Here is a 21,038-nt window from a genome sequence, read left to right as displayed (position 1 = left end):
CCATCGGCGCGGAGCCGACGCGCCGGCTCAGACCGCCGGGGTCCAGACGGTCTCGGCCGGGCTGCCGCTGCGGGTCACCGCGAACATGTAGCAGCCCCAGGAGATGTTGCGGCTGTGCACCTGGACGACCTCGGGGTGCGCGAACATCTCGGCGAGTTCGCGTTCCGGGTCGCTGCCGTCGTGCATGCGCGTGGCGCCGTGGATCCAGCCGCGCGCGTCGTAGGCGCGCAGGATCTGCGGGCGGCCGTACCACTCCTCCGGATAGCCGTCGGTGCGCACCGGCCCAGGGCATTCGTCCGCGTGCACGAGGACGGCGCCGATCTCGCGGTAGGGGCTGGTGCCGGGCATCGGCGCGGCGACGCCGAACAGCAGCAGTTCGTCACCGGCTTCGGAGTAGCGCAGGCAGCAGCGCAGCGGGCGGCCGGCCTCCCAGTGGCGGGCCCGGTCGGCCGGATTGCCGGACGCGTCGGGCCCGCCGGCCCGGATGGCGGCCAGCAGGTCGGCAGGCAGCGCGTGGAAAAGGAAAGAGTCGTTCGGGTTGTCGGTCATGCCCCGATGCTGCCGCGCGGCCCTGCCGAGGTCCGGCGGGTTTCGGACGGAGCATCCGCGGCATCCGAGGCGGCGGCGACGTCCTCGGCGCCGAGCCCGCGCGACTCGAGGTGGATCGACAGGTACGCCTCGGTCGTACGCCGCGGGTCGGCGCCGTCCCGCCACAGCGACTCGCACTCGGGGCACATCGTGAAGGACTCGCCGGTGGCGGCGATCCGGTAGCGGGCCACGTCGGCCAGCCCGCACATCGGGCACTCGACCGGGCCGTGGGCCGTGCCGCCCGATGCCGTCGCACTCACAGCCGTCTCCCTGGTTCGCCGCCGGACCGCTGCGTGCCGTGGCCCGCAGCCCGGCGGCATCCTCTCATCGGCTCCCGGCAGCTCTCACCGGCCCTGCCGCGCCGCGGCTCCGCCCGGGTGCGGCAGGGCCGGTGACCGGGCCGGTCCCCGGCCGGGCCGGTCGGGGGAACCGGTCCGGTCGGGGCGTGCGGTCCGGCCGTCGGCCGGTCGTGCGCGTGCCGGTCAGCCCGAGCGGCAGGGCTGCCCGCTGCATACGTCGACGACCTTGCCGGTGGTCAGGAACTCGGCCTTCTGCTGCCGGGCCGCGGCGGTGTTCCGCGGAGCCGAGTGCGGGTCCTCTCCGTAGTCGGGCTCGAAGGGCGGGGTGTTGGTCTGCGGCGGTGCCGGCGTGCCGCTGTCCCAGACGACCATCGCCGAACCGCGGTACGGGTAGCGGGTGATCGGGGCGATGCCCCAGTACGGCGTGACGTCCGGGCTGCGGCCCGGGGCCAGCGCAGGGGTGGCGATCCGGGCGCCGATGGTGCGGGCCTGGACCTCCGCGGCGACGTTGGCCACTTGGTGGTCGCCGAAGGCGATCTGCATGAGGACCTGGTGGCGCGGGGTGTCGGGCAGCGGCCGGTCGGTCAGGTGTGCGGCGTACCCGTTGGTCTCGCCGCGGTCCCACAGCAATTGGAAGAGGGACAGGACGAGTTGCTGGTCGAGCTTGTCCGGGTACGCGCGGTCGATGAGCGGTTGGAACTGCACGAAGTCGCTGCTGCGGTTGAGCAGCACGCTGTAGTTCATGCCGGTGACGCCGAGCACGCCGCGCTTGACGTCCTGGGAGACGGCCACGGTGATGCCGCCCATGATCCCGCCCTGGCTGTTGCCGTCGTAGACGACGCCCTTGCGGGTGTCGAGCAGCGGCCGCCCGTCGGCGCCGCGGAAGGCCGGGTCGGCCGCGAAGCCCTTGGGGTGGGCCATGAGGCGGCCGAGGAAGAGCGTGTCCAGGACGCCTTGCTGCAGCCGGTCGGCGACGGCCCGGAACTTCGACATGTCGGTCAGCGCGGAGATCACGACGGGGATGTCCTCGTCGCTCATGCCGATCCACTTGGTGGCGCAGAAGCTGAAGTTGTGCTCGGCGGCCATGGATTTCACGTTGCCTGCCGCGACTTCGCGTTCCCGGCCGAGGAGGCCGTGTCCGTACAGGGAGGCCTGCGAGGGCGTGGTGAGCGCGCTGCGCGGGATCTCGCACTGGAACGGCGCCTGCTGCGTATTGCCGGGCAGCTGCTCGGGCTTGCCGTCGCGGCCGAGGTTGAACGCGGAGCCGGGCGGTCCGCCGGGGGCGTTCAGGTAGCTGGGCACGCTCACGAAGCCCTTGACCTCGCGGGCGATGCGGGCGTCCTGCTCGGGGGTGAAGTCGACGACCGAAGTGACGGTGTACGTCGGGGCCTTGCGGCCGAGCTGATCGAAAGCGTCGTCGCGGATCTCCAACAGGTCGCCGGTGGTGTTCTCGCTGCTGGCGACCGTGAAGTCCCAGGCCAGGTAGAGGCTGCGCTTGTCGATGCGGGCGTGGTCGGCGAGTTCGTCGAAGACCCAGCGCAGCTGCTTCTGCCGGGCCCACAGCGGGTCCTCACGCGGCAGCTGGCGGCCGGCGATGCGGCTGAAGGCCTCGTTCGCGGCGAGCAGGGTCCCGGAGCCGTCGCGCAGGTTCCGCAGGCCTACTGCGTAGGTGTGACCGGGGATGAAGTTGCGGGCCGGGTGCACCAACAGGGCCTGGCGCGCCGGGTCTGCGGCGTTGGCGTCCAGCTCGGCCCAGTAGGGCCAGCGCTGCCCGGTGGTGGTGTCGACGATGACGATGGGCGCGTCGCGGGAGAGCGAGCGTGCGATGTCGGTGATCGGGGCGGCGCCGGACTTGGCCAGGTCGATACCGGGGATCTTGGCGATGAGCGCCGAGCCGGGCGAGAAGCCGTCGCCGCGGTTCCAGGCGGCCGGGTCCGCGGGCTGCCCGAGGGCGTTGGCCGGCAGGGTCTGCGGGGTGAACGCGATCCGGCGGCCGGTCCCGGTCTTCCGGTCCCGGACGGTGAACCAGTCGTTGGGGAACGGCAGCAGGCAGGCGGCCGGGTCGATGGGGTCGCAGGCGGGCGCCGCGGCGCGCTCCTCGGCGGACAGCGGTGCGGGCCGGTCGCCGCCGTCGCCTCCCGTCCCGTCGTGGGCGGCCGCGGGCAGCGCGGGGACGGACAGGAGCAGTGCTCCGGCCAGTGCGGTGAGCGTGCGCGAGAGCCGCGGGCGCGATCGGGGGCGCGAGGGAGGGTGCATGACGCCGATTCGGGAACGCAACGGGCCACCTCCGGGGACGGGGACACGAGTTGCCCCGGGTCGCGGCGGTCGACCCGGGGCGGAGTGCGGCATGGCCGGAATACCGTGCCCGGTTCGGGGTGTCGGACCGGTGCACGGCAGTGGTTCACTGACATCTTGCTGGTCGTACGGCACGTTGCCACCTGGGAAGTCACGCAGACTTAAGCGGGGTGCCCTGTGACCCGTCACAAAACCGCGGCTCCGGCCCCGGCGCCGCTGACCATCGGCGGGCGCCCGGTCGGGAGTTGGCTGGAAGGGCGGGCGGCGCGCCTCACCGGCCGGGTGGTGCGGCGCATCGTCGACGAGCTCCCGGTCTACCGGTTGCTGCCGCGCGAGGAAGTGCACGGCGAGATCGCCGAGATCATCGACCACAATCTGCGGATCCTGGCGCACGTGCTGAGCGAGCGGCGCGAGGCGACCCCGGACGAACTGGCCATGCAGCGGCTGTCCGCGGCGCGGCGGGCCGAGGAGGGCGTACCGCTGGATGCGGTGCTGGGGGCGTACCACGTGGGCATGCTGGCCGCCTGGGAGGAGGTGTCCGCGGATGCGCGGCCCGACGAAATCGCGGACGTCCAGGCGGCCTTGACGCTGCTGCTGGGCATGCTGCGGCAGGTGACGGTGGCGGTGAGTGCGGCGTACCTCGAGGAACGCAGCATGCTGGAGACGCAGGAGCACCACGGGCGGCGCTCGCTGATGGCGGCGCTGATCGCCGGCGACCCGGTGGACGACCTCGCGGAGCGCGCCGGGCTGCGGCCGGCCCCCCACTACATCGTCCTGACCCTGGTCATCGGGCCGCATCCGGACGAGTGCGCGGGCTCGGGCAGTCCGAAGATCGCGGCGCGCCGCAAACTGCGGCGCGTGCACGCCGAGTTGGACCGGTTCGTGGACGATCCGGTGCTCGCGGTGATCGATGCGAGCGGCGGCACGGTGCTGCTCCCGGCAGCCGGGGAGCCGCCCGCGTGGCCGGTCCTGTGCGCGCTGATCGACCGGGCCGCCCGTGTCGCGGGGGCCGAGATCACCGCGGCCGGGGCGGTCGCGCCGCCCGCGGGAGTGCCGGAGGCGGTACGCCAGACCGCGGAGGTCGTCGAACTGGTCCGCCGGACCGGGCGCGGCACCGGCCTGTTCCGGCTCGCGGACGTCCTGCTGGACTACCAGCTGAGCCGCCCCGGCGAGGCCCGCGAGCGGCTGGCCGCGCTCCTCGAGCCGCTGGCCGGCCGCCCGGAACTCCTGGAGACCCTGGAGGTCTTCCTGCAGACCGGACTGAGCCGCCGGCGGGCCGCGGGGCGCCTGCACGTGCATCCGAACACCATCGACTACCGGCTGCGCCGCATCGCGCAGCTGACCGGCCTGAACGCGGCGCACGCCGCGGACCTGCCGCGGATCGGCGCGGCACTCGTCGCACGGCGCGCCGGCGACCGACCGGAAGGCGAACGTCCGCTTCTTCCTCGGTCAAATGGTTGAAACCTAAACGACAATGCTGGTTGAATTCACAACGACCACCTTGCCGCGGGAACCCCCGGCCCCCGCGCCCTCTGCCGCATCCCCCTTTCTCCCTGGGAGCATCCATGACCAGCGCCTCCGCCCCCGGACTCGCCGCCGGCACCTGGGTCATCGACCCCGTGCACTCCGCGGTGTCCTTCTCCGTCCGGCACCTCAACCTCGCCGCGATGCGCGGCGGCTTCGGCGAGTTCTCCGGCGAGATCACGGTCGGCGACGACGCGCTCGCCTCCGCGGTGCGCGCCGAGATCTCGATCGCCTCGCTCAACACCCTCAACGGCGCCCGCGACGGCCACCTGCTCACCGGCGACTTCTTCGATGCGGAGAAGCACCCGACCGCGACGTTCGCCTCGACCGGCATAACCGAGGTCGCCGACGGCAAGTACACCCTGCAGGGCGAGCTCACCCTCAAGGGCGTCACCAGGCAGGTCGACTTCGAGCTGCACTTCAACGGCACCGAGACCGACCCGCAGAGCGGCGCGGACAAGGCCGGCTTCAGCGCGGTCACCGAGATCCTGCGCAGCGACTTCGGCGTCGGCCCGAACATCTCGCTGCCCTCGGGCAAGCTCGCGATCGGCGACAAGACGGTCATCGAGCTGGAGATCCAGGCCGCCCTGGCGGGCTGACGCACCGGCGCATCCCTGCCCCGCAGGCGGCGAAGCCGCCTGGCCGGCCCCGGAGTCCCGGGTCACGGCCAGGCGGCTTCGCCGCTATGCGGCGGTGTCGGCGCGGACCGGGTCTCAGCCCGCCGCCGGCCGCCCGTCCAGCAGGTACGCGCACCCGCCGGTCCCGCGCATGCGCAGCGCCACCTCCACGCGACGCGCCACTCGGGAGTGGAGCGCCGCCAAGGCCTCCTCGACCGGCAGCGCCGCGGCGCCGAGCAGTTCGACGTCGCACGCCTTCAGGTCGCGCACCTGCTCGTCGGTGAGGACCGGCGCGTCGAAGATGAAGTGCGTGATGATGCGGCCGTAGACCCGGGCGGGCGTCACGTCGACCACGAGCAGACGGCCGAGTTCCAGGTCGAGGCCGATCTCCTCGACCACCTCGCGGCGCGCGGCCGCGTACGGGTCTTCGTCGTCGTCGGCCATTCCGCCCGGCAGTTCCCAGTCGTCCTTGTACGACGGATTGACCACGACGAGCCGCCCGGCCGCGTCGAGGATGACCGCCCCGGCCGCGTGCAGCACCCCGGTCTCCTCGGCGACCATGTCCTTGACGTGCTGCGGGACAAGTGCGTCGGTCCGTGTCTCGTCCAAGATCCGCTCCTCGCTATTCGACGGAGACTGCACGAAGGATGTCCATTTTGGCGGCCCGGGCCGCGGGCCGGGTGCCGGCGAGGAGGCCGCCGAGGGTGCCGGCCGCGAACAGCACGGCGAGTTGGACGGCCGGTACCGTCACGGGCACCTGCTGGTCGCCGGAGCCGGCCAGGACGCCGACCGCGGACCAGGCCAGGAACGCGCCGAGCACCAGGCCGGTGAGCGCGCCCAGGGCGGCCACGAAGGCGGACTCCCAGCGCAGCGAGGCGCGCACCTGGCCGCGTTCGGCGCCGACCGCGCGGAGCAGGCCCAGTTCGCGGCGCCGCTCGTGGGCGGCCAGGGACAGGGTGTTGGCGATGCCGCCGAGCGCGATCAGCAGGGCGAGCGCGAGCAGGACGTACACGATGGTGACGAACTGGTCGACCATGGCCAGCGAGGCGTCCACGTAGCCGTCCCGGTCGCGGACCGGCGGGTTGCCGTACGCCTCGGCCACCTTCTCGACCGCGGCCTTGACCTGGTCGGCCTGCGCCCCGGCGGCCAGCGCCAGCACGGTCAGGGCGTCGAGGTCGGCGACCGAATGCGGTGCCCAGGCCTGCCGGTCGATCAGGTAGTCGCCGACCAGCGTCGTGCGGTCGTACACGCCGGCCACGGTCAGTTCGGCCTTGGTGCCGTCCGGGTAAGTGACGGGGACGCGCGAACCGACCTTCAGGGCGTGGTCGTCGGCGGCTGTGTCGGAGACCGCGATCGAGCCGGTGCCCAGCGCTTCCACGGAGCCGTCCTCGACGCCGAGGTCCAGCACGGTGCCCAGGCGCGCGGTGTCCGCGGCCATGATGTCCCGGCTGGAGCCGAAGGCCAGCAGGTTGCCGCGCTGGAGGCCGACCGCCGTGGCGACACCGGGTACTTCGGCTGCCTTGGCGGTGAGTTCGGGGCTGTGTCCGCCGCCCGCCCAGCCGGCCGACGAGGAGTCCCCGAGGGTGAGTCCGCCGACCAGGGTGTCGCGGGTCTCGCCTTCCGCGCCGCTCTTGAGGGAGGCCGCGAAGACCGCGAAGACGGTGACCACCGCGATCCCGACGACCATCGCGGTCGCCGCGCCGACGGTGCGGCGCGGACTGCGGAGCACGTTGCCGCGGGCCAGCATCGGTCCCGCGCCGAACCGGGCGAAGGGCGCGGTCAGGGCACTGCCCAGCACGCGGACGACGGCCGGGGCGACCACGAGCACGCCCGCGACGGTCGCCGCAGCGCCGAGGCCGAGCAGCAGGAACCCGTCGGCCAGTACGGTCGCCACGACGCCGGCCGCGATGAGCACCGCTCCGGTCGCGGTGCGGCGTACCGGGACGCCCGCGGACTCGACCGCCGCATCGCGCAGCGCCGCGACCGGCGGCACGCGCGAGGCCTTCACGGCCGGGATCAGCGCCGACACCAACGTGACCACGATGCCCACGGGCAGCACGATCAGTGCGGTCTCGGTCCGGAACTGCAGGCCCTCGACGGGGAACGCGAAGCCGAACGCCGCGAACATCGCCTTGAGTCCGGCCGCCAGACCGGCCCCGGCGAGCAGGCCGAGCACCGATGCGGTGACGCCGATCAGGGCCGCCTCGCCCAGCGCCTGGCTCCGGATCTGCCGCCGCGACGCACCGAGCGCACGCAGCAGGGCGCCTTCGCGCATGCGCTGCGCGGTGACGACCGAGAAGGTGTGGTTGATCGAGAACGCCGCCACCACCAGCGCGATGACCGCGAACACGGTGAGGAACGTGCGGAAGATCGCGAGGAACCCGTCGGAGACCGCGTCCACTTGCTCCTGCGTGGCGGCGCTGCCCGGGACGGCCTGCACGCCCGGCGGCAGGACCTGCTGGATCGCGGCCGCGGCGGCCTCCTGGTCGGCGCCGGGCGCCAGCCGCACGGAGACCGAGCTGATCAGGCCCGGGTCGCGGGCCACGTGCTGCAGTGCGCCGGCCAGGTCGAAGGCGGTGTACGACGCGCCGCCGAAGGCGTCGGCCTCGCCGAACGTCGCGATGCCGACGACGGTCACCGGGACGGGCTCAGGGGTCAGCACCGTGATGCGGTCGCCCGGTTCGAGGCCGCCCTGCTTCGCGGACGCCCGGTCGACGACGATCTCGTCGGCCGCCTGCGGAGCGCGGCCTTCGGTGAGCCGGTACGGGTTGAGCGCCGGGTCGTCGATCCAGTTGCCCGCGATGCGCGGCCCGTTCCCGGTGATCATCTCGCCGTCCGTGTCGACGAGTTGGCCGTATCCGACGACCACCGGACTGGCCGAGGCCACGCCGGGGACCTTGCGGACCAGGTCGGCGGTGCCGGCCGGGATGGCGGCGCGGTCGGTCCCGGGCCGGTCGGTCACGTCGGTGGCGTTGCGCACCACGACGTCGGTGCCCGCGCCGTTGTCCCGGATCAAGCCCGTGATGGACGACTTGACGGTGTCGGACAGGATCAGCGCGCCGGACAGGAACGCGGTGCCGAGCAGGACCGCGATGACCAGTCCGGCGACGCGGCGCTTGTGGGCGAGGAGGTTGCGGACCGTCAGGCGGCCCATGCCGACCCGGCCGGGAGGGGACTGCCGGTTGCGTGGCGGGGACGTAGGGCCGGGACTGCGGGTGGGGCCGGAGGAAGGATCAGGGGACGTCATGTCGGCACTCACAAGGATGCACCTGCCTTGGGCGGTGACGTGGTCACGTGGTCAGGGGCCGGACGGCGGTCGGGTCTGCGGGCCGTCCGCGGGTGGTCGACCGCGGGTCAGCGGCTTGCCGTGCGCGCGGGGCGTTCGAATGCCTTGAGGCGGTCCAGGACGGCCTGCGGGGTGGGTGCGTCCATCCGGTCCGCGATGCGGCCGTCGGCCAGGAAGACGACGGTGTCCGCGTAGCCGGCCGCGCCGGGGTCGTGGGTCACCATGAGCACGGTCTGGCCCAGCGAGTCGACCGCGTCGCGCAGCAGGCCCAGCACCTCGGCGCCGCTGCGCGAGTCGAGGTTCCCGGTCGGCTCGTCGGCGAGGATCAGCTCGGGCCGCGCGGCCAGCGCGCGGGCCACCGCGACGCGCTGCTGCTGGCCGCCGGACAGCTCGCTCGGCCGGTGGCCGATGCGGTCCGCGAGCCCGACCGACACGACGACCCGGTCCACCCACTCCTGGTCCAGGCGGGTGCCGGCCAGTGCGGCCGGAAGGGTGACGTTCTCCCCCGCGGTCAGCGTGGGCAGCAGGTTGAACGCCTGGAAGACGAAGCCGATGCGGTCCCGGCGCAGCCTGGTGAGCTGCTTGTCGGACAGCGTCCCGAGGTCGGTGTCGCCCAGGAAGACCTGCCCGCCGGTGGGGGTGTCGAGGCCCGCGAGGCAGTGCAGCAGCGTGGATTTGCCGGATCCGGAAGGACCCATCACCGCGGTGAAGCGGCCGCGCGGGAACCCGATGGTGACGTCGTCCAGTGCGCGCACCTCGGTGTCCCCGGTGCCGTACGCCCGTACGGCGTGCACCGCGCAGGCAGCGTAACGGCCGGGCCGGGTGATCGAGTTCGTTGCGTCCTCGGTCTCGTCGGGGGCGGAAAGCGGAGCGGACATGGCGGACTCCAGGTTCGGTGGAGGGGGCGCGGTTCGATGGGCTCCACGTTGCCGCCGCCGGCCCGCGCTTGCGTCCCTCGCCAGGAGGCACCCGGAGGCCTTCCGCGGGAGGCCGCGGCAGGCCCGGGAAGGCCCGCGGCGTACTCCTCCGGGAGCAGCCGGACCAGGTGGGCTGCGCCCTGCGGAGTCGGCGGAGCGCCGCCCCCGGCGGGACGTGCCCGGGGGTGCCGCGGTCCTAGGGTGAGCGCGTGAACGCTCCCACCCGCGACAAGGCCCCCTGGTTCGGCGCCACGTTGCCCTCGCCGCCCTGGCCTGCGCTGTTCGGCCGGATCCCGCGCGACATCCCGGTCGCCGCGGTGGTCGCGGCCGTGCAGATCGCCGGGACGCTGGCCGCGATGCACAACCAGCAGGACCGGGCCGGGCTGCGCGATCCGGACATCCTGGCGTACCTGCTGATCGGGGTCGGCCCGGTGCTGCTGCTGGCGCGCAGCCGCTACCCGGTGCAGGTGCTCGCGGCGTCCTTGCTGCCGCCGATTCTCTACACGCTGCGCGACTATCCGCCCGGACCGATCTTCCTGTCCCTGATCGTGGCGCTGTTCACCGCCATGACGGCCGGGCACCGGGCGGTGTCGTACGCGTCGCTCGCGGTCGGCTACCTCACGATGGGCTGGATCGGGCCGTGGCTGCGCGACGACGAGCTGCCCGATGCGGCCTGGGCGGGCGGGGTCGCCGCGTGGCTGCTGGTGCTGGCGACTTTCAGCGAAGTGGTCCGCACCCGCCGGGCGTACCGGGCCGCGGAACGCCGCCGCGCGGCCGAGGAGCAGGCCGCCCGCGAGGAGGCGGAGCGCGCCCGCTTCGAGGCCGAACGGGCCCGCGCGGGCGAGGAGCGCCTGCGCATCGCCCGCGAACTCCACGACGTGCTGGCGCATCACATCTCGATGATGAACGTCCAGGCCTCCGTGGGGCTGGAGTTGATGGACGGCAACCCCGAGCAGGCGCGTACCGCGCTGACCGCGGTCAAGCAGGCCAGCCGCGAGGCGCTGGGCGAACTGCGCGGCGTGCTGGCCATCTTGAAGGGCGACGGCGAATCGGCCCCGCGCACGCCGACCGCCGGACTCGCCGATCTCGACGACCTGGTCGCCCGGGCCTCCACCGCGCACCTCGCGGTGCGGCTCGAGTGCGAGGAGGCGGTACTCCGGCTGCCCGGCCCGGTCGGGCCGGCCGCGTACCGGATCGTGCAGGAAGCGCTGACCAACGCGGTCCGGCACTCGGGTGCTTCGATGGTGACGGTACGGCTGAGCCTCGACCGGATGCCGCCCGCGGCGACGGCCCCGACGGCCGACGCGGACACGGACACGGACACGGATACGGCCACGGATACGGCAGAGGCGTTGCGGGTCGTCGTGGCGGACGACGGCCGGGGTTTCGCCGCCTCCCCGTCCCCGGGCAGCGGGCAAGGCCTGCGCAACATGCGCGAGCGCGCCGCGGCGCTCGGCGGCCGCCTGGACAGCGGCCCGCGCCCCGCGGGCGGCTACGAGGTGGTGGCTCTGCTGCCGCTGACCGGCCAAGATGGGGATCCTGCCGAGCATGCCTCCGAAAGGGATTCCGCGTGATCACGTTGGTCCTCGCCGACGACCAGGCCCTGGTCCGGGCCGGGTTCCGGGCCCTGCTGGACGCCCAGCAGGACATGACCGTGGTCGCCGAGGCCGCGGACGGCGCCTCGGCGGTCGCCGCGGTTCGCGAGCACCGTCCCGACGTGGTGCTCATGGACATCCGGATGCCCGGCGGGGACGGCCTGGAGGCGACCCGGCAGATCACCGCGGACCCGGCGCTGGCCGCGACGCGCATCATCATCCTGACCACCTTCGACCTCGACGAGTACGTCTTCGAGGCCCTGCGCAACGGAGCCAGCGGGTTCCTCGTCAAGGACACCGAGCCGGCCGAACTGCTGCACGGCGTCCGGTCGGTCGCGGGCGGCGACGCGCTGCTCTCCCCCGGCGTGACCCGCCGGCTGATCGAGGAGTACACCGCCCAGGCCACCGCCCCCGCGCAGACCCCCGACCTGGAGCTCCTCACCACGCGCGAGCGCGAGGTCGTGGGCCTGGTCGGGCAGGGCCTGTCCAACGAGGAGATCGCCGAGCACTTGGTGGTCAGCCCGCTGACCGCGAAGACGCACGTGAGCCGCGCGATGGTCAAGCTCGCGGTGCGCGACCGGGCGCAGCTGGTGGTGTTCGCCTACGAGACGGGCCTGGTCCGCCCAGGGCGGCGCTGACCCGGGAGCCGAACCGGGAGCCGAACCCGGCGCCGGACCGCTCAGGGCGGTGCCAGGCGCAGCCCCCAGTGCCGGTAGATGTCGACGACTTCGGTCCACCGGATCGCGCCGCCGCCGCCCCAGCTGCTGATGCCGCGGGCCTGCCGGGTGCCGTCCGTGACGCCGAAGACCAGGCTGCCGCTGTCGCCCTCGCGGATCGCCTCGCCGCCCTTCCGGCGGCCTTCGACGCCCCGGTGCAGGACGCCGTCGGTGCCGGTCCAGTACACGTCCGGTGCGACCACCTCGATGCGGCCGACCACGCCCGAGGTGTAGCCGTCGTGGCTGACGTAGTCGCCCTGGAACGAGTAGGCCGAGCTGGTCAGTTCGAGTAGGAACGACGATTGCCGCGGGCCGTCCCACTCCCATCCGGCGGTGACACCGGTGCCCGAGGTGTCGACGGCGACGGCGTCCAGCAGGCCGGCCCGCGCCGCGATGCGGCCGATGTAGTTGCGGACGTAGGCACCGGAACTGTCGCGGTACCAGCCCGAGTAGATGCTGTGGCCGTTCCTGAAGCAGTGCGCGGCGGTGATCAGGAAGGGCCGGTCGTCGGACGTGCGCCGAGTGGGGACGCCGGAGGTGCACATCCAGGGCTCGGCGGCAGAATTCCACGCGCGGTCGGTGAGCGCGGCGCCCGCGACCCAGGGCGGTGTGTCGGCCAGCCGGGACATGTCCGAGCCCTCGACGGCCGGTTCGAAGGCGAGTTCGACGCCGGCCTCGGCAGCCGTCGAGCGCCCGGTCGCGGTGGGCTGCCCGGCCGCCTCGCGGGCCGCCTCGACGTCCGCGACCCGGACCTTCAGCGCACCGCCGTCGACCGGCACCGCGATGCTCTCGATGCCGAGTTCGCGCCGGGCGCGGAAGACCCGGTCCCGGGCCTGGCACATCTCCGCCTTGGTGTGCCGGCCCTGGCGGAACCTGGCCAGGCCGGTGTCGATGGTGCCGTCGAGCATGCGCGCGGCGTCCAGGACCGTCTTGGCCTGGCCCAGGTCGGTCAGGTAGACGTCGACGCACCCGGCGTCGACGTCCAGGGCGATTCCGGAGTAGATCGCGGCGGCGCTCGAACGCCCGACCGTATCCACGGCGTTCGCCAGTCCGCGCAGTGGTCCGAGGTGCTCCGGCTGTTCGTCCGACGCCATGGCGGCCACCTGATTCCCGTGCGGTGCAGGCGCCTTCGCCCGCGCCGTGGACCTCAATGGCCACGGTAGCGCGCACCGATGGTCCGACCGAACGCCCGGAATGCGCTTTTCCGCTTGGCAGTTGCGAACGGAAACGCGCGCGAAATGATGCGGATCACCCGGTGATGTCAGCCTCTGGAGGGGTCTTACCGGCAGGTACCCGGGAAGAATCCGGAGATGGATGCTCAGCTGATCGCCGCGCAACTCGGGGTCGCCGCAGGTCTCGCCGGGGCATACGTGCACCGGCAGGGTCCGCCGCGCGGGTGGTTGCCCCACGTGTTCATGGCCGCGGCGATGGCGGCGATGGCGCTCCCGGAGCATGATCCGCTGGGACCGGCGGGCTGGATGCTCGTGCTGGGCTGCGCGGCCGCCTGGTCGCTGGGGCGGCCGGGCGTACGGCCGGGCCGGGTTCGGGCTGCGGCGGCCTTGGACTTATATGCCATGGGTGTGTTGACGCTGCTGATGCCGGCCGTGCACGGCGGCGGACACGGATCGGGGCACGCTTCGGGGCAGGGCGCGGCGGCGGCGTCGGACTGGTGGTCCGCGCCCTACGCCGTGCTGCTGATCGTGTGGGCGGCAGCACGCTTGGCCCTCGCGGCCGCGGAGCACCGCAATCGCAACCTCGTCCTCGCCTCCCAGCCGTCGTCGGCGGCAGCGACAGAAGGTGCCGCGCGGCCTTCCGTGTCGTCGGCGTGCTCGGCCGCCATGATCGCGTCCATGGCAATGATGGCGTTCGCGGTCTGAACCCGGAACCGGTGCCCAGGCCGCCTACTCCTCGTCGGCGATGGCCAGGAGCTTGGTGACGGTGTTCCAGTTCCGTGCGGTGCCCAGTGTCTTGAGCGTGCGGTCGATCGCCGCGGGCAGCTTGGAGTTCCCCATACCGTCCGGGAAGTCGTAGTAGATCTCGCGGCCCGCGACCGCGAACCGGTCGGGTGCGTGCGCTTCGGCGTCGAACCCGGCGAGCCGCTCGGCGTCCACGGGCCCGGCGTAGAAGTTGACGAGGAAGCGGGACGGGTGGCCGACCGTCAGCGGGTTGGCCGCCATCACCGCGCGCAGCTCGTCAGGGGTGCGGACCATGACGCTGATGGTCCTGCCGTACTGCTTCTCCAACGCCTTCTCGACCGCTTCGGTCACCTGCCCCGGACTGTCCGCGGGCCCGGCGGGCACGGTGAAGACGGCATTGCCGCTCTGCAGCAGCGTCTTGACGGACGTGTAGCCGAGATCGGCGAGCAGTGCCCGGAGTTCGGCCATCGGCACTTTGTTGCCGCCGCCGACGTTCACGCCGCGGAGCAAGGCGATGTAGCGGCTCACGCTGTTCCCTTCCCAGGTGCTCGGGTGGCCAGGTGCTCGGACGTGCCGGTCAGGCCTCGTGGGCGAGCATGGCCGCCACGGTCAGCGCCGCCGGGCGGTCCGCTTCGGCGACGTCGTCCTGAATGTCCCACACGGTGGCCAGGACTCCGCGGGCGATGGCCCACCGGCGCAGCGTGTCGCGGTCCAGGGCAGCTCCGGGGACCGCGCCGTCCAGTTCCTCGGCGAGGACGCCGAGGCGCTGGTCGAGCATCGCGCCGAGGCTGCACCCGGTCATGCGGTTCGGCAGGTCGACCGGGTTCCAGAGCATCACCGAGGTCTCGAACCCCGGGTCCCCGCTCAAGCCCTTGGGGTCGATGGCCAGCCAGCCGGGTTCGCCGTTCCGGCGGGCCCGCAGGAGGTTGTCGTGGTGCAGGTCGCCGTGCAGCAGCATGGGCGTGTGCGGGTCCGCGGAGAGTTCGCGGAAGATGCCGTACGCGGTGTCGAACAGCTTCGCGTCGATCAGGCCGCCGGTGCCGGCTGTGCCGCCGCCTCCGGTGCCGAAGGTGTCGGCGTACCAGGCGTAGTCCTCGGCGTAGTCGGAGACCAGGGGTACGTCGAGGCCGTCCGGCACCGGACGCCACAGGGCGCGCATGCTGCGGGCCAGGGCCGCGGTCGCCTCGCGGTCGTCCGCGGCGGAGCCGTCGCCCAGCGCCGCGGCCGAGCCGCCCGGGTCGGCGCGTTCCACCACCATGACGGCGAGTTCGGGGTCGTGGTCGTACAGGCGGGCCGCTCCGTCGCCGTCCCAGGCCCGCAGGATGCTCGCCTCGCGGGCGAGATCGGCGCCCGCGCCGGGCGGCGCGATCTTGAGGACGCGGCCTCCGCCGGTGCCGTCCGCATCGGGGGCGTCGGCGGGGACGACGAAGTTGTACGACAGGTCCCGGTACGGCTCGCCCGCGACGAGGCCGTGCCGCGCGGTGAAGTCGGCCACCAGGCCGGGGAGTTCCTTCAGCCACGCGCGGCCTTCGGCGCCGTACATGCTGCTGATGATGCTGCGGAACCGCTTCGGCGGCTTCCAGTCGTCGCGCATGTGCTGCGGCCTCCCGAGTCCCCGTTACCCGTTACCCGTTGCCTGCTTGCGGTCCTGCGGTCCTTGCCCGGGTTCAGCCCGCCGCGGCGAACTCGGCCGGCCGGGGCTGCAGGAGTGCGTCCAGCAGCGGTGCCGAGGGGTCGATGGTCAGGTCGAGTTCGGCCGGCGGGCGGCCGGCCCGGATGAGGAGGTCGCCGACCGCCGCCGTCATCGCGCCGTTGTCGGTGCACAGCCTCAGCGGCGGCACGCGCAGCGTGATGCCGGCCGCGGCGCAGCGCTCTTCGGCCATCGCCCGCACGCGCGAGTTGGCGGCCACGCCGCCGACCACCACGAGGGTGTCGACGCCGCGCGCCTTGCAGGCCGCGACGGCCTTGCGGGTCAGCACGTCGGCGATGGCCTCCTGCAGCGATGCCGCGGCGTCGGCGACGGCCGGCTCGCGGCCCGCGCGGCGCTCGTTCTCGACCCAGCGCGCGGCGGCGGTCTTGAGGCCGGAGAAGGAGAAGCCGAACGCGTCGTCGCGCGGTCCGGTCATCGGCCGCGGGAACTTCACCGCGGAGGCGTTGCCGTCCCGGGCCACCCGGTCGACGTTCGGTCCGCCGGGGTAGGGCAGGCCGAGGACGCGGGCGGCCTTGTCGAAGCACTCGCCGGCCGCGTCGTCCACGGTGTCGCCGAGGTGCTCGATGGGGTCGGTGGCCAGGTCGCGGACGTACAGCAGCGAGGTGTGGCCGCCGGACACGATGAGCACGATCGACGGGTTCGGCAGCGGCTCGCCGTCCAGCGTGGCGGCGGCGACGTGGCCGGCCAGGTGGTGGACGCCGTACAGCGGGACGTCCAGTGCGACCGCGTACGCCTTGGCGGCCGCGACGCCGACCTGCAGCGCGGTGGCCAGCCCGGGGCCGGCGGTGACGGCGACCGCGCCCACGTCGGCGAGCGTCAGACCGGCGTCGGCCAGTGCGGCGCGGACCACGGGCGTGACCGAGTGCAGGTGGGCACGGGCGGCGATCTCGGGGACGACGCCGCCGAAGCGGGCGTGCTCGTCCATGCTCGACGCGACCGCCTGGCCGAGGACGACGCCGTCCCGCACCAGGCCGACGCCGGTCTCGTCGCAGGACGTTTCGATCCCGAGAACCACCGGACCCACCGCGGCACCGCCCTTTCCCAGCTTCCGTCGTACGCGTCGTGGCTCGGCGTACCGGCCCGATGGTAGTCGGCTCGCCGCCGGGTCCGACGTCTGCGCAGGCGGGGACGGGTGCGGCCGGGCGGACGAAGGGGCCCGAGAAGCAGGTCGCAAAAGGGGGATCAAAGGGGGATCAGCAGTCCCACCCTGACCCGGAATCGGGGTCTCCGGGGACCGGTTGTCCGACACGAAACCGGTTCGACCATCGAGGAGGAGAGACCCATGAGCGTGGAAGCGCAGCAGGCAGCGGCCGACCGCCAGGTGTTCGGGACAGTCGCGGAGGGCTTCGAGGAAGTCCGGGCCGAGTTCGAGGCATTTGCCGCCGCCGAGTACAACGAGCCGGGCGCGCAGCTCGCCGCCTATGCGGGTGACCGCCAGGTCGTCGACCTGTGGGTGGGCGAGGGCATCACGGGAGATTCGCTGCATGCCGTCTTCTCCAACACCAAGGGCGCGCTGCACACGGTGGTCGCGCTTCTGGTGCAGGAAGGCGTGCTCGATCTCGAGCGGAAGGTGGCCGACTACTGGCCCGAATTCGCCGCCGAGGGCAAGGGCGCGCTGACGTTCCGCGACCTGGTCGCGCACCGGTCGGGCGTGATCGGCGTGGACGGCGGGTTCACCGAGGACGAGTTGGCCGACGACCGCGTCATCGCCGCACGGCTGGCCGGGCAGAAGCCGTTCTGGACGCCCGGCCAGGGCTACGGCTACCACGCGTACGTCATCGGTGCGCTCGTCGGCGAGGTCGTGCGCCGGGTGACCGGGCAGTCGGTCCAGGAGATCTGGGAGGAGCGCATCCGCGCCCCGTACGGCCTGGACTTCTACATCGGGCTGCCGGAGGAGCAGGAGGCCCGGTTCCGCGAGGTCCGCCCGATGGCCCCGCCGCCGGACATCGCGGCGCAGTTGGCCGCGGCCCGGCCGGCCCCGGACAGCGCGCTGGCCATCGCGTTCAACCTGCATGCCGAGCAGCCGACCGACCTCGCCGCGTTCCTCAACAACCGCAAGGTCCGGGCGCTGGGCCCGACCTCGGCGGGCGGTGTCGGCAATGCGCGCGGCCTCGCGCGGTTCTACGCCGCCGCGGCGAACGGCCTGGACGGCAGGCCGCCGCTGCTCACCGCGGCGACCATCGCCGAGTTCTCCCGGCTGCACACTCCGGGGACCGACCTGGTCACCGGCGAGCAGGACCACTTCGGCCTGGGGTTCGAGACGTCGGGGCTGCGCTACCCGTTCCTGGGCGGGACCGCGTTCGGGCACAGCGGCGCGGCCGGGTCGCAGGCGTTCGCCGATCCGGCGAGCGGTGTGGCGTACGGGTACACGCGCCGGCGCTTCCACTACCCGCCGTCCGGCGGAGCGCCGGAGAACGACCGGTTCGCCGCGGCGATCGTGCGGGCCGCCGAACTCATGTGACCTGCATCACACTTCGGAGGAGGTACTGAACCTTTGCCCGGGGCCAGGTCTGTCTTCCCGGTGAGGGGAGAGGGGGCAGGCGTGGCGGATCGCACGCGTTCCGAGGACGCACAGGCCTTGGACGCCGACTTCGCGGGGTACGTGTCGCGGCGCTGGCCGATCGTCGTCCGCACCGCCTATCTGGTGTGCGGGGATCGGGCCGCGGCCGAGGACTTGGCGCAGGGGGCGTTCGTCCGCCTGCACCGGCATTGGCGGCGGGTGAGTGCGCAGGGCGTCCCGGACGCGTATGTGCACCGGATCGTGGTGAACCTGGCGATCCGGCAGGCCCGCAAGCTGCGGCACGAGGTGGCGGAGGAGCAGCCGCCGCAGGCCGTCGCGGAGGACGGCTACGCGCGCGTCGACCAGCGGGACGAGCTGTGGCGCGCGCTGCGCCGCCTGCCGCCGCGGATGCGGGCGGTGCTGGTGCTGCGGTTCTTCGAGCACCTGACCGAGCGGGAGACCGCCGACGCGTTGGACTGCGCGGTCGGGACGGTCAAGAGCCAGACCGCGCAGGGGCTTCAGCGGCTGCGGGGGCTGCTGCACGCGGGCGACGGGGTGGCCGCGGGCGGGCTGCCGCCGGGGCGGTCCGGGTACGGGGCTGCCGGTTCGGCGGCGGGAGCAGACGGGTCGGCCCCGGCGGTGCTCGGTGCGGATCGGCCCGGTGCGCTGCGCCGGGAGGATGCGGGTGGCCTTCGGGACGGGGACGGTCATCGGGATGGGGAGGATCCCCAGGATCCGCGTGCTCTGCCCGGTCCGCACGGTCGCCACGACCGCCGGGACGCCGGCGCCCCGGAGCGCCCGTCGGCCGGTGGTCGCGGCCTGCCGCCGTTCCGGCGCCCGGACGACCGGTCGTACCAGCCGACGGGCGCGGTCTCCCTGCCGGAACTCGACGACACGTCGGCGCTCACGCGCCGGCCGGATGCGGAGCTGTCATGACCGGGGACACCGAGCTGCGCCTTGCCGGGTTCCTCGCCGCGGAGGCGGAGGAAGCCGCGTTCGGGGAGGCGCCGTTGACCGCGATCGGTGCGCAGAGCGCCCGATCGGCCCGACGGCGGCGGCGGGCGGTGCTGGCATCGGTCGCCGGGGCCGTGGTGACCGCCCTTGTGGTGGGCGGTATTTCGGCGATGAACCGGTCGGAAGAACGGAGTCCGGCCCGGCCGGCGCCGACCGTCGGCCCCCCGGAGGGCACGAAGATGCCGGCGTCCCCCGACCCGAGCCTGCCCGCCCCGCCCGACGGAGCCGCGCGGCTCCTCCCCGCGGAGGCCGCCGATGCGCTCCGCTGGCCGACCCGCGGATCGCTGGCCGGCGACCGGGCGCTGCTGGCCGCCGCCGAACAGCGGCTGCTCGCGGAAACCGCCGTCCGCCGCGGCCAAGGGACCGTGCCGACCGGGGAGAACGAACCGGTCGCGCATGTCTGGTTCGCCGGCGACACCCCGGCCGGCCGGATCGTCGCCGGCGTGGTGGACGCGCCGATCGCCGGCACGCGCGGGACGCGGACCGAGATCCGGGTCTGGGCCGGGCCGTCAGGGGCACCGGTGTCCGCCCTCACGGTGGTCGGCAACGTCGGCGAGCCGCTGACCGACGACCTGACGGTCTCGCGGCTGGTGCCCGGGCCCGACGGCTCATGGTGGCTGCTGGCCGTCGCACCGCCGGGCATCGACGGCGGCCGGGTGTCGTGGCGCCCCGAGTACGGGGTGCACGGCAGAGCACCGCGGCAGTGGGCCCAACTGGCCGTCGACGACGGCATCGTGCTCACCGCGGCACCCTGGCGGGCCGTCACCGCACGCATCGTCCTCACCCGGGGCGGCGTGACCACGGCGGCGCAGCCGGTGATCGAGGACAGCCGCGACCTGGGCGACCCGAGTTTCCTGCCGCACGACCCGGCCATCGACGAACTGCCGCAGATCGAGTGGCTGCAGCGCCGGCTGGAACTCCCGCTGGGCCTGGCGCCCGGGACGCTCACCATGGAGAACACGCGGCCGGTGATCCTCAACGGCTTGCCGTCCGGGGACTGGTACGCGATGTACACGGTGCGGCTGCCGAGCGGTGCGCTGCTGGTGGCGTACCTGCACACCTTCTACTCGCCCGGCGCACCGCCGGCACACAGGCTCCTGCTCACGGCCGCCCCTGCGGCGGTCGCAGGCGGCGACGATGCCGGGGGATCCTCGCAGGAGATGGTGCGCAACCGGGTGTGGGCCTGGTACGACGAGGGCCAGGTGGTGATCGCCGCACCGGCGGCCAAGGGGCAGCAGGCCCGGCTCCTGACCGGGAACACCGTGGTCGGCGAGACGCTCCTGGACGCCATCGGCTTCGGCCGGTACGAGCTGCCGTCGGACATCAAGGACAAGGATGTCGAGGTCCAGGTGTCCATCGCCGAGGGCGTATGGCGCCCGGGCACGGCGGCCGGGGGTCCCACCCACAGCGACCCGTTCGACCTGCGGTCGTAGTCCGGGGCCGCCCCGGAAGCGGTGTGCGAGACCGCGTACGTGGCGGCCTGGCTCTCCCCGTCGGTACGGGAGGGTCAGGCCCTGCCGCGGGTCGGCAGCGGGTTGCGGGTGCAGGTGTCGCAGTGGCCGGTGAGCGCCACGCCGGTGGGGTCGAGCCGGAACGCGTACTCGGCGGCGAGGCGGCGGGCGACGGCGTCCAGCAGGTCCCCGGCCACCTCCTGGACCCGGCCGCAGGCGCGGCACACGACGTGCAGGCGCGGGTCGGATTCCCCCAGAAGGTACGCGGCAAGCTGGTAGGCGGCCGCGTCCTGGCCCATCCTGGTCTGGACGACCAGCCCGAGGCGTTCGAGCGCGTCCAGCGCCCGGTAGATCGTCGTGCGGTGCACGCCGGGGGCGGCGCGGCTGACCTCGACGAAGATCTGATCGGCGGTCAGATACGCCTTGCTGTCGGCCAGGACGCGCAGGACGGCAGTACGGGCGATCGTGACGCGTTCGCCGTGGGCGCGGATCCGGCGGACCGCCTCGTCCACCGGGTCGGGCAGCCCGGACCCGCCGGGGTCGGGGGTGGGGGTGGGCTGTGGCGTTCCGCGGTCCATATGCAACAGTGTCGCATCTAGACCTGCGGTC

Annotated in this window: 19 protein-coding genes; 8 read left to right on the top strand and 11 right to left on the bottom strand. The window is 73.6% G+C overall.

Translation table 11 applies throughout. The features are described 5' to 3' along the window. Nucleotides 1-27: 27 nt before the first annotated feature. The 3 genes from LZ495_RS20625 to LZ495_RS20615 form a co-directional block, all read right to left on the bottom strand. Nucleotides 28-549, bottom strand: coding sequence for a DUF1203 domain-containing protein (locus tag LZ495_RS20625; RefSeq protein WP_235053974.1), 522 nt, complete (start codon nt 547-549; stop codon nt 28-30). Next, the gene (locus LZ495_RS20620; protein WP_235053973.1) at nt 546-848 is read right to left on the bottom strand and encodes a hypothetical protein; all 303 of its coding nucleotides are present in this window, start codon (nt 846-848) and stop codon (nt 546-548) included. The genes LZ495_RS20625 and LZ495_RS20620 overlap by 4 nt, the downstream gene beginning before the upstream one ends. A 222-nt stretch (nt 849-1,070) precedes the next feature. Beyond that, the gene (locus LZ495_RS20615) at nt 1,071-3,143 is read right to left on the bottom strand and encodes a hypothetical protein (RefSeq protein WP_235053972.1); all 2,073 of its coding nucleotides are present in this window, start codon (nt 3,141-3,143) and stop codon (nt 1,071-1,073) included. A gap of 216 nt (nt 3,144-3,359) precedes the next feature. On the opposite strand from LZ495_RS20615, the gene LZ495_RS20610 reads away from it, so the two are divergent. Beyond that, nucleotides 3,360-4,643 carry a PucR family transcriptional regulator gene (locus LZ495_RS20610; protein WP_235053971.1) on the top strand — a complete coding sequence of 428 codons (1,284 nt, stop codon included), beginning with the start codon at nt 3,360-3,362 and terminating at the stop codon, nt 4,641-4,643. A 104-nt stretch (nt 4,644-4,747) separates the two neighbouring features. Then, nucleotides 4,748-5,305 (top strand): YceI family protein, encoded by a 558-nt coding sequence (locus LZ495_RS20605; RefSeq protein WP_235053970.1) that lies wholly within the window; start codon nt 4,748-4,750, stop codon nt 5,303-5,305. 114 nt (nt 5,306-5,419) lie between these two features. Here the strand turns inward: LZ495_RS20605 and LZ495_RS20600 are convergent, their stop codons facing one another. The 3 genes from LZ495_RS20600 to LZ495_RS20590 form a co-directional block, all read right to left on the bottom strand. Continuing rightward, entirely contained in the window at nt 5,420-5,932 is a 513-nt protein-coding gene (locus LZ495_RS20600; protein ID WP_235053968.1) for an NUDIX domain-containing protein, read from the bottom strand. A gap of 13 nt (nt 5,933-5,945) precedes the next feature. Continuing rightward, nucleotides 5,946-8,477, bottom strand: coding sequence for an ABC transporter permease (locus tag LZ495_RS20595; protein ID WP_235053967.1), 2,532 nt, complete (start codon nt 8,475-8,477; stop codon nt 5,946-5,948). A 200-nt stretch (nt 8,478-8,677) separates the two neighbouring features. Further along, nucleotides 8,678-9,487: an ABC transporter ATP-binding protein gene (locus tag LZ495_RS20590; RefSeq protein WP_235053966.1), complete on the bottom strand. Its 810-nt coding sequence runs from the start codon at nt 9,485-9,487 to the stop codon at nt 8,678-8,680. A 248-nt stretch (nt 9,488-9,735) separates the two neighbouring features. On the opposite strand from LZ495_RS20590, the gene LZ495_RS20585 reads away from it, so the two are divergent. Both LZ495_RS20585 and LZ495_RS20580 read left to right on the top strand, forming a co-directional pair. Next, nucleotides 9,736-11,100, top strand: coding sequence for a sensor histidine kinase (locus LZ495_RS20585; protein ID WP_235053965.1), 1,365 nt, complete (start codon nt 9,736-9,738; stop codon nt 11,098-11,100). After that, the gene (locus LZ495_RS20580) at nt 11,097-11,759 is read left to right on the top strand and encodes a response regulator transcription factor (protein ID WP_235053964.1); all 663 of its coding nucleotides are present in this window, start codon (nt 11,097-11,099) and stop codon (nt 11,757-11,759) included. The genes LZ495_RS20585 and LZ495_RS20580 overlap by 4 nt, the downstream gene beginning before the upstream one ends. A 41-nt stretch (nt 11,760-11,800) precedes the next feature. Here LZ495_RS20580 and LZ495_RS20575 read toward each other — a convergent pair whose 3' ends face one another. Continuing rightward, complete coding sequence (locus LZ495_RS20575) at nt 11,801-12,931, bottom strand: S1 family peptidase (RefSeq protein WP_235053963.1); 1,131 nt, start codon at nt 12,929-12,931, stop codon at nt 11,801-11,803. 216 nt (nt 12,932-13,147) lie between these two features. On the opposite strand from LZ495_RS20575, the gene LZ495_RS20570 reads away from it, so the two are divergent. Next, nucleotides 13,148-13,714, top strand: coding sequence for a DUF5134 domain-containing protein (locus LZ495_RS20570; RefSeq protein WP_235053962.1), 567 nt, complete (start codon nt 13,148-13,150; stop codon nt 13,712-13,714). A gap of 24 nt (nt 13,715-13,738) precedes the next feature. Here LZ495_RS20570 and LZ495_RS20565 read toward each other — a convergent pair whose 3' ends face one another. The 3 genes from LZ495_RS20565 to tsaD all read right to left on the bottom strand — a co-directional run bounded on the left by LZ495_RS20565 (nt 13,739) and on the right by tsaD (nt 16,479). Further along, nucleotides 13,739-14,281 carry a DUF1697 domain-containing protein gene (locus LZ495_RS20565; protein WP_235053961.1) on the bottom strand — a complete coding sequence of 181 codons (543 nt, stop codon included), beginning with the start codon at nt 14,279-14,281 and terminating at the stop codon, nt 13,739-13,741. 49 nt (nt 14,282-14,330) lie between these two features. Next, on the bottom strand, nt 14,331-15,347 hold the full coding sequence (locus LZ495_RS20560) for an aminoglycoside phosphotransferase family protein (RefSeq protein ID WP_235053960.1): 1,017 nt from the start codon (nt 15,345-15,347) through the stop codon (nt 14,331-14,333). Between the two features lie 73 nt (nt 15,348-15,420). Beyond that, nucleotides 15,421-16,479, bottom strand: a complete 1,059-nt coding sequence (tsaD, locus tag LZ495_RS20555; RefSeq protein ID WP_235053959.1) for a tRNA (adenosine(37)-N6)-threonylcarbamoyltransferase complex transferase subunit TsaD — start codon at nt 16,477-16,479, stop codon at nt 15,421-15,423. A 267-nt stretch (nt 16,480-16,746) separates the two neighbouring features. Between tsaD and LZ495_RS20550 the strand changes: the two genes are divergently transcribed. From LZ495_RS20550 to LZ495_RS20540, 3 genes are all read left to right on the top strand, one after another. Further along, nucleotides 16,747-17,925 carry a serine hydrolase domain-containing protein gene (locus LZ495_RS20550; RefSeq protein ID WP_235053958.1) on the top strand — a complete coding sequence of 393 codons (1,179 nt, stop codon included), beginning with the start codon at nt 16,747-16,749 and terminating at the stop codon, nt 17,923-17,925. 81 nt (nt 17,926-18,006) lie between these two features. Beyond that, nucleotides 18,007-18,900, top strand: a complete 894-nt coding sequence (locus LZ495_RS20545; RefSeq protein ID WP_235053956.1) for a SigE family RNA polymerase sigma factor — start codon at nt 18,007-18,009, stop codon at nt 18,898-18,900. Beyond that, a complete protein-coding gene (locus LZ495_RS20540; RefSeq protein ID WP_235053954.1) occupies nt 18,897-20,411 on the top strand; it encodes a hypothetical protein in 1,515 nt (504 codons plus the stop codon). Before LZ495_RS20545 ends, LZ495_RS20540 begins: the two co-directional genes overlap by 4 nt. Before the next feature lie 74 nt (nt 20,412-20,485). Here LZ495_RS20540 and LZ495_RS20535 read toward each other — a convergent pair whose 3' ends face one another. Further along, nucleotides 20,486-21,007, bottom strand: a complete 522-nt coding sequence (locus LZ495_RS20535; RefSeq protein WP_235053952.1) for a Fur family transcriptional regulator — start codon at nt 21,005-21,007, stop codon at nt 20,486-20,488. Between the last annotated feature and the right edge of the window lie 31 nt (nt 21,008-21,038).

The sequence above is a fragment of the Yinghuangia soli genome, from assembly GCF_021502675.1.
Lineage (GTDB): Bacteria > Actinomycetota > Actinomycetes > Streptomycetales > Streptomycetaceae > Yinghuangia > Yinghuangia soli.
The sequence above is the reverse complement of the archived record's forward strand: the minus strand, read 5'-3'. Positions and strand labels throughout refer to the sequence as shown.

Coding starts and splice junctions, on each gene's coding strand:
- LZ495_RS20625 (WP_235053974.1), bottom strand. CDS start 549: ATGACCGACAACCCGAACGACTCTTTCCTTTTCCACGCGCTGCCTGCC.
- LZ495_RS20560 (WP_235053960.1), bottom strand. CDS start 15,347: ATGCGCGACGACTGGAAGCCGCCGAAGCGGTTCCGCAGCATCATCAGC.
- LZ495_RS20570 (WP_235053962.1), top strand. CDS start 13,148: ATGGATGCTCAGCTGATCGCCGCGCAACTCGGGGTCGCCGCAGGTCTC.
- LZ495_RS20535 (WP_235053952.1), bottom strand. CDS start 21,007: ATGGACCGCGGAACGCCACAGCCCACCCCCACCCCCGACCCCGGCGGG.
- LZ495_RS20615 (WP_235053972.1), bottom strand. CDS start 3,143: ATGCACCCTCCCTCGCGCCCCCGATCGCGCCCGCGGCTCTCGCGCACG.
- LZ495_RS20590 (WP_235053966.1), bottom strand. CDS start 9,487: ATGTCCGCTCCGCTTTCCGCCCCCGACGAGACCGAGGACGCAACGAAC.
- LZ495_RS20595 (WP_235053967.1), bottom strand. CDS start 8,477: ATGGGCCGCCTGACGGTCCGCAACCTCCTCGCCCACAAGCGCCGCGTC.
- LZ495_RS20605 (WP_235053970.1), top strand. CDS start 4,748: ATGACCAGCGCCTCCGCCCCCGGACTCGCCGCCGGCACCTGGGTCATC.
- LZ495_RS20575 (WP_235053963.1), bottom strand. CDS start 12,931: ATGGCGTCGGACGAACAGCCGGAGCACCTCGGACCACTGCGCGGACTG.
- LZ495_RS20550 (WP_235053958.1), top strand. CDS start 16,747: ATGAGCGTGGAAGCGCAGCAGGCAGCGGCCGACCGCCAGGTGTTCGGG.
- LZ495_RS20540 (WP_235053954.1), top strand. CDS start 18,897: ATGACCGGGGACACCGAGCTGCGCCTTGCCGGGTTCCTCGCCGCGGAG.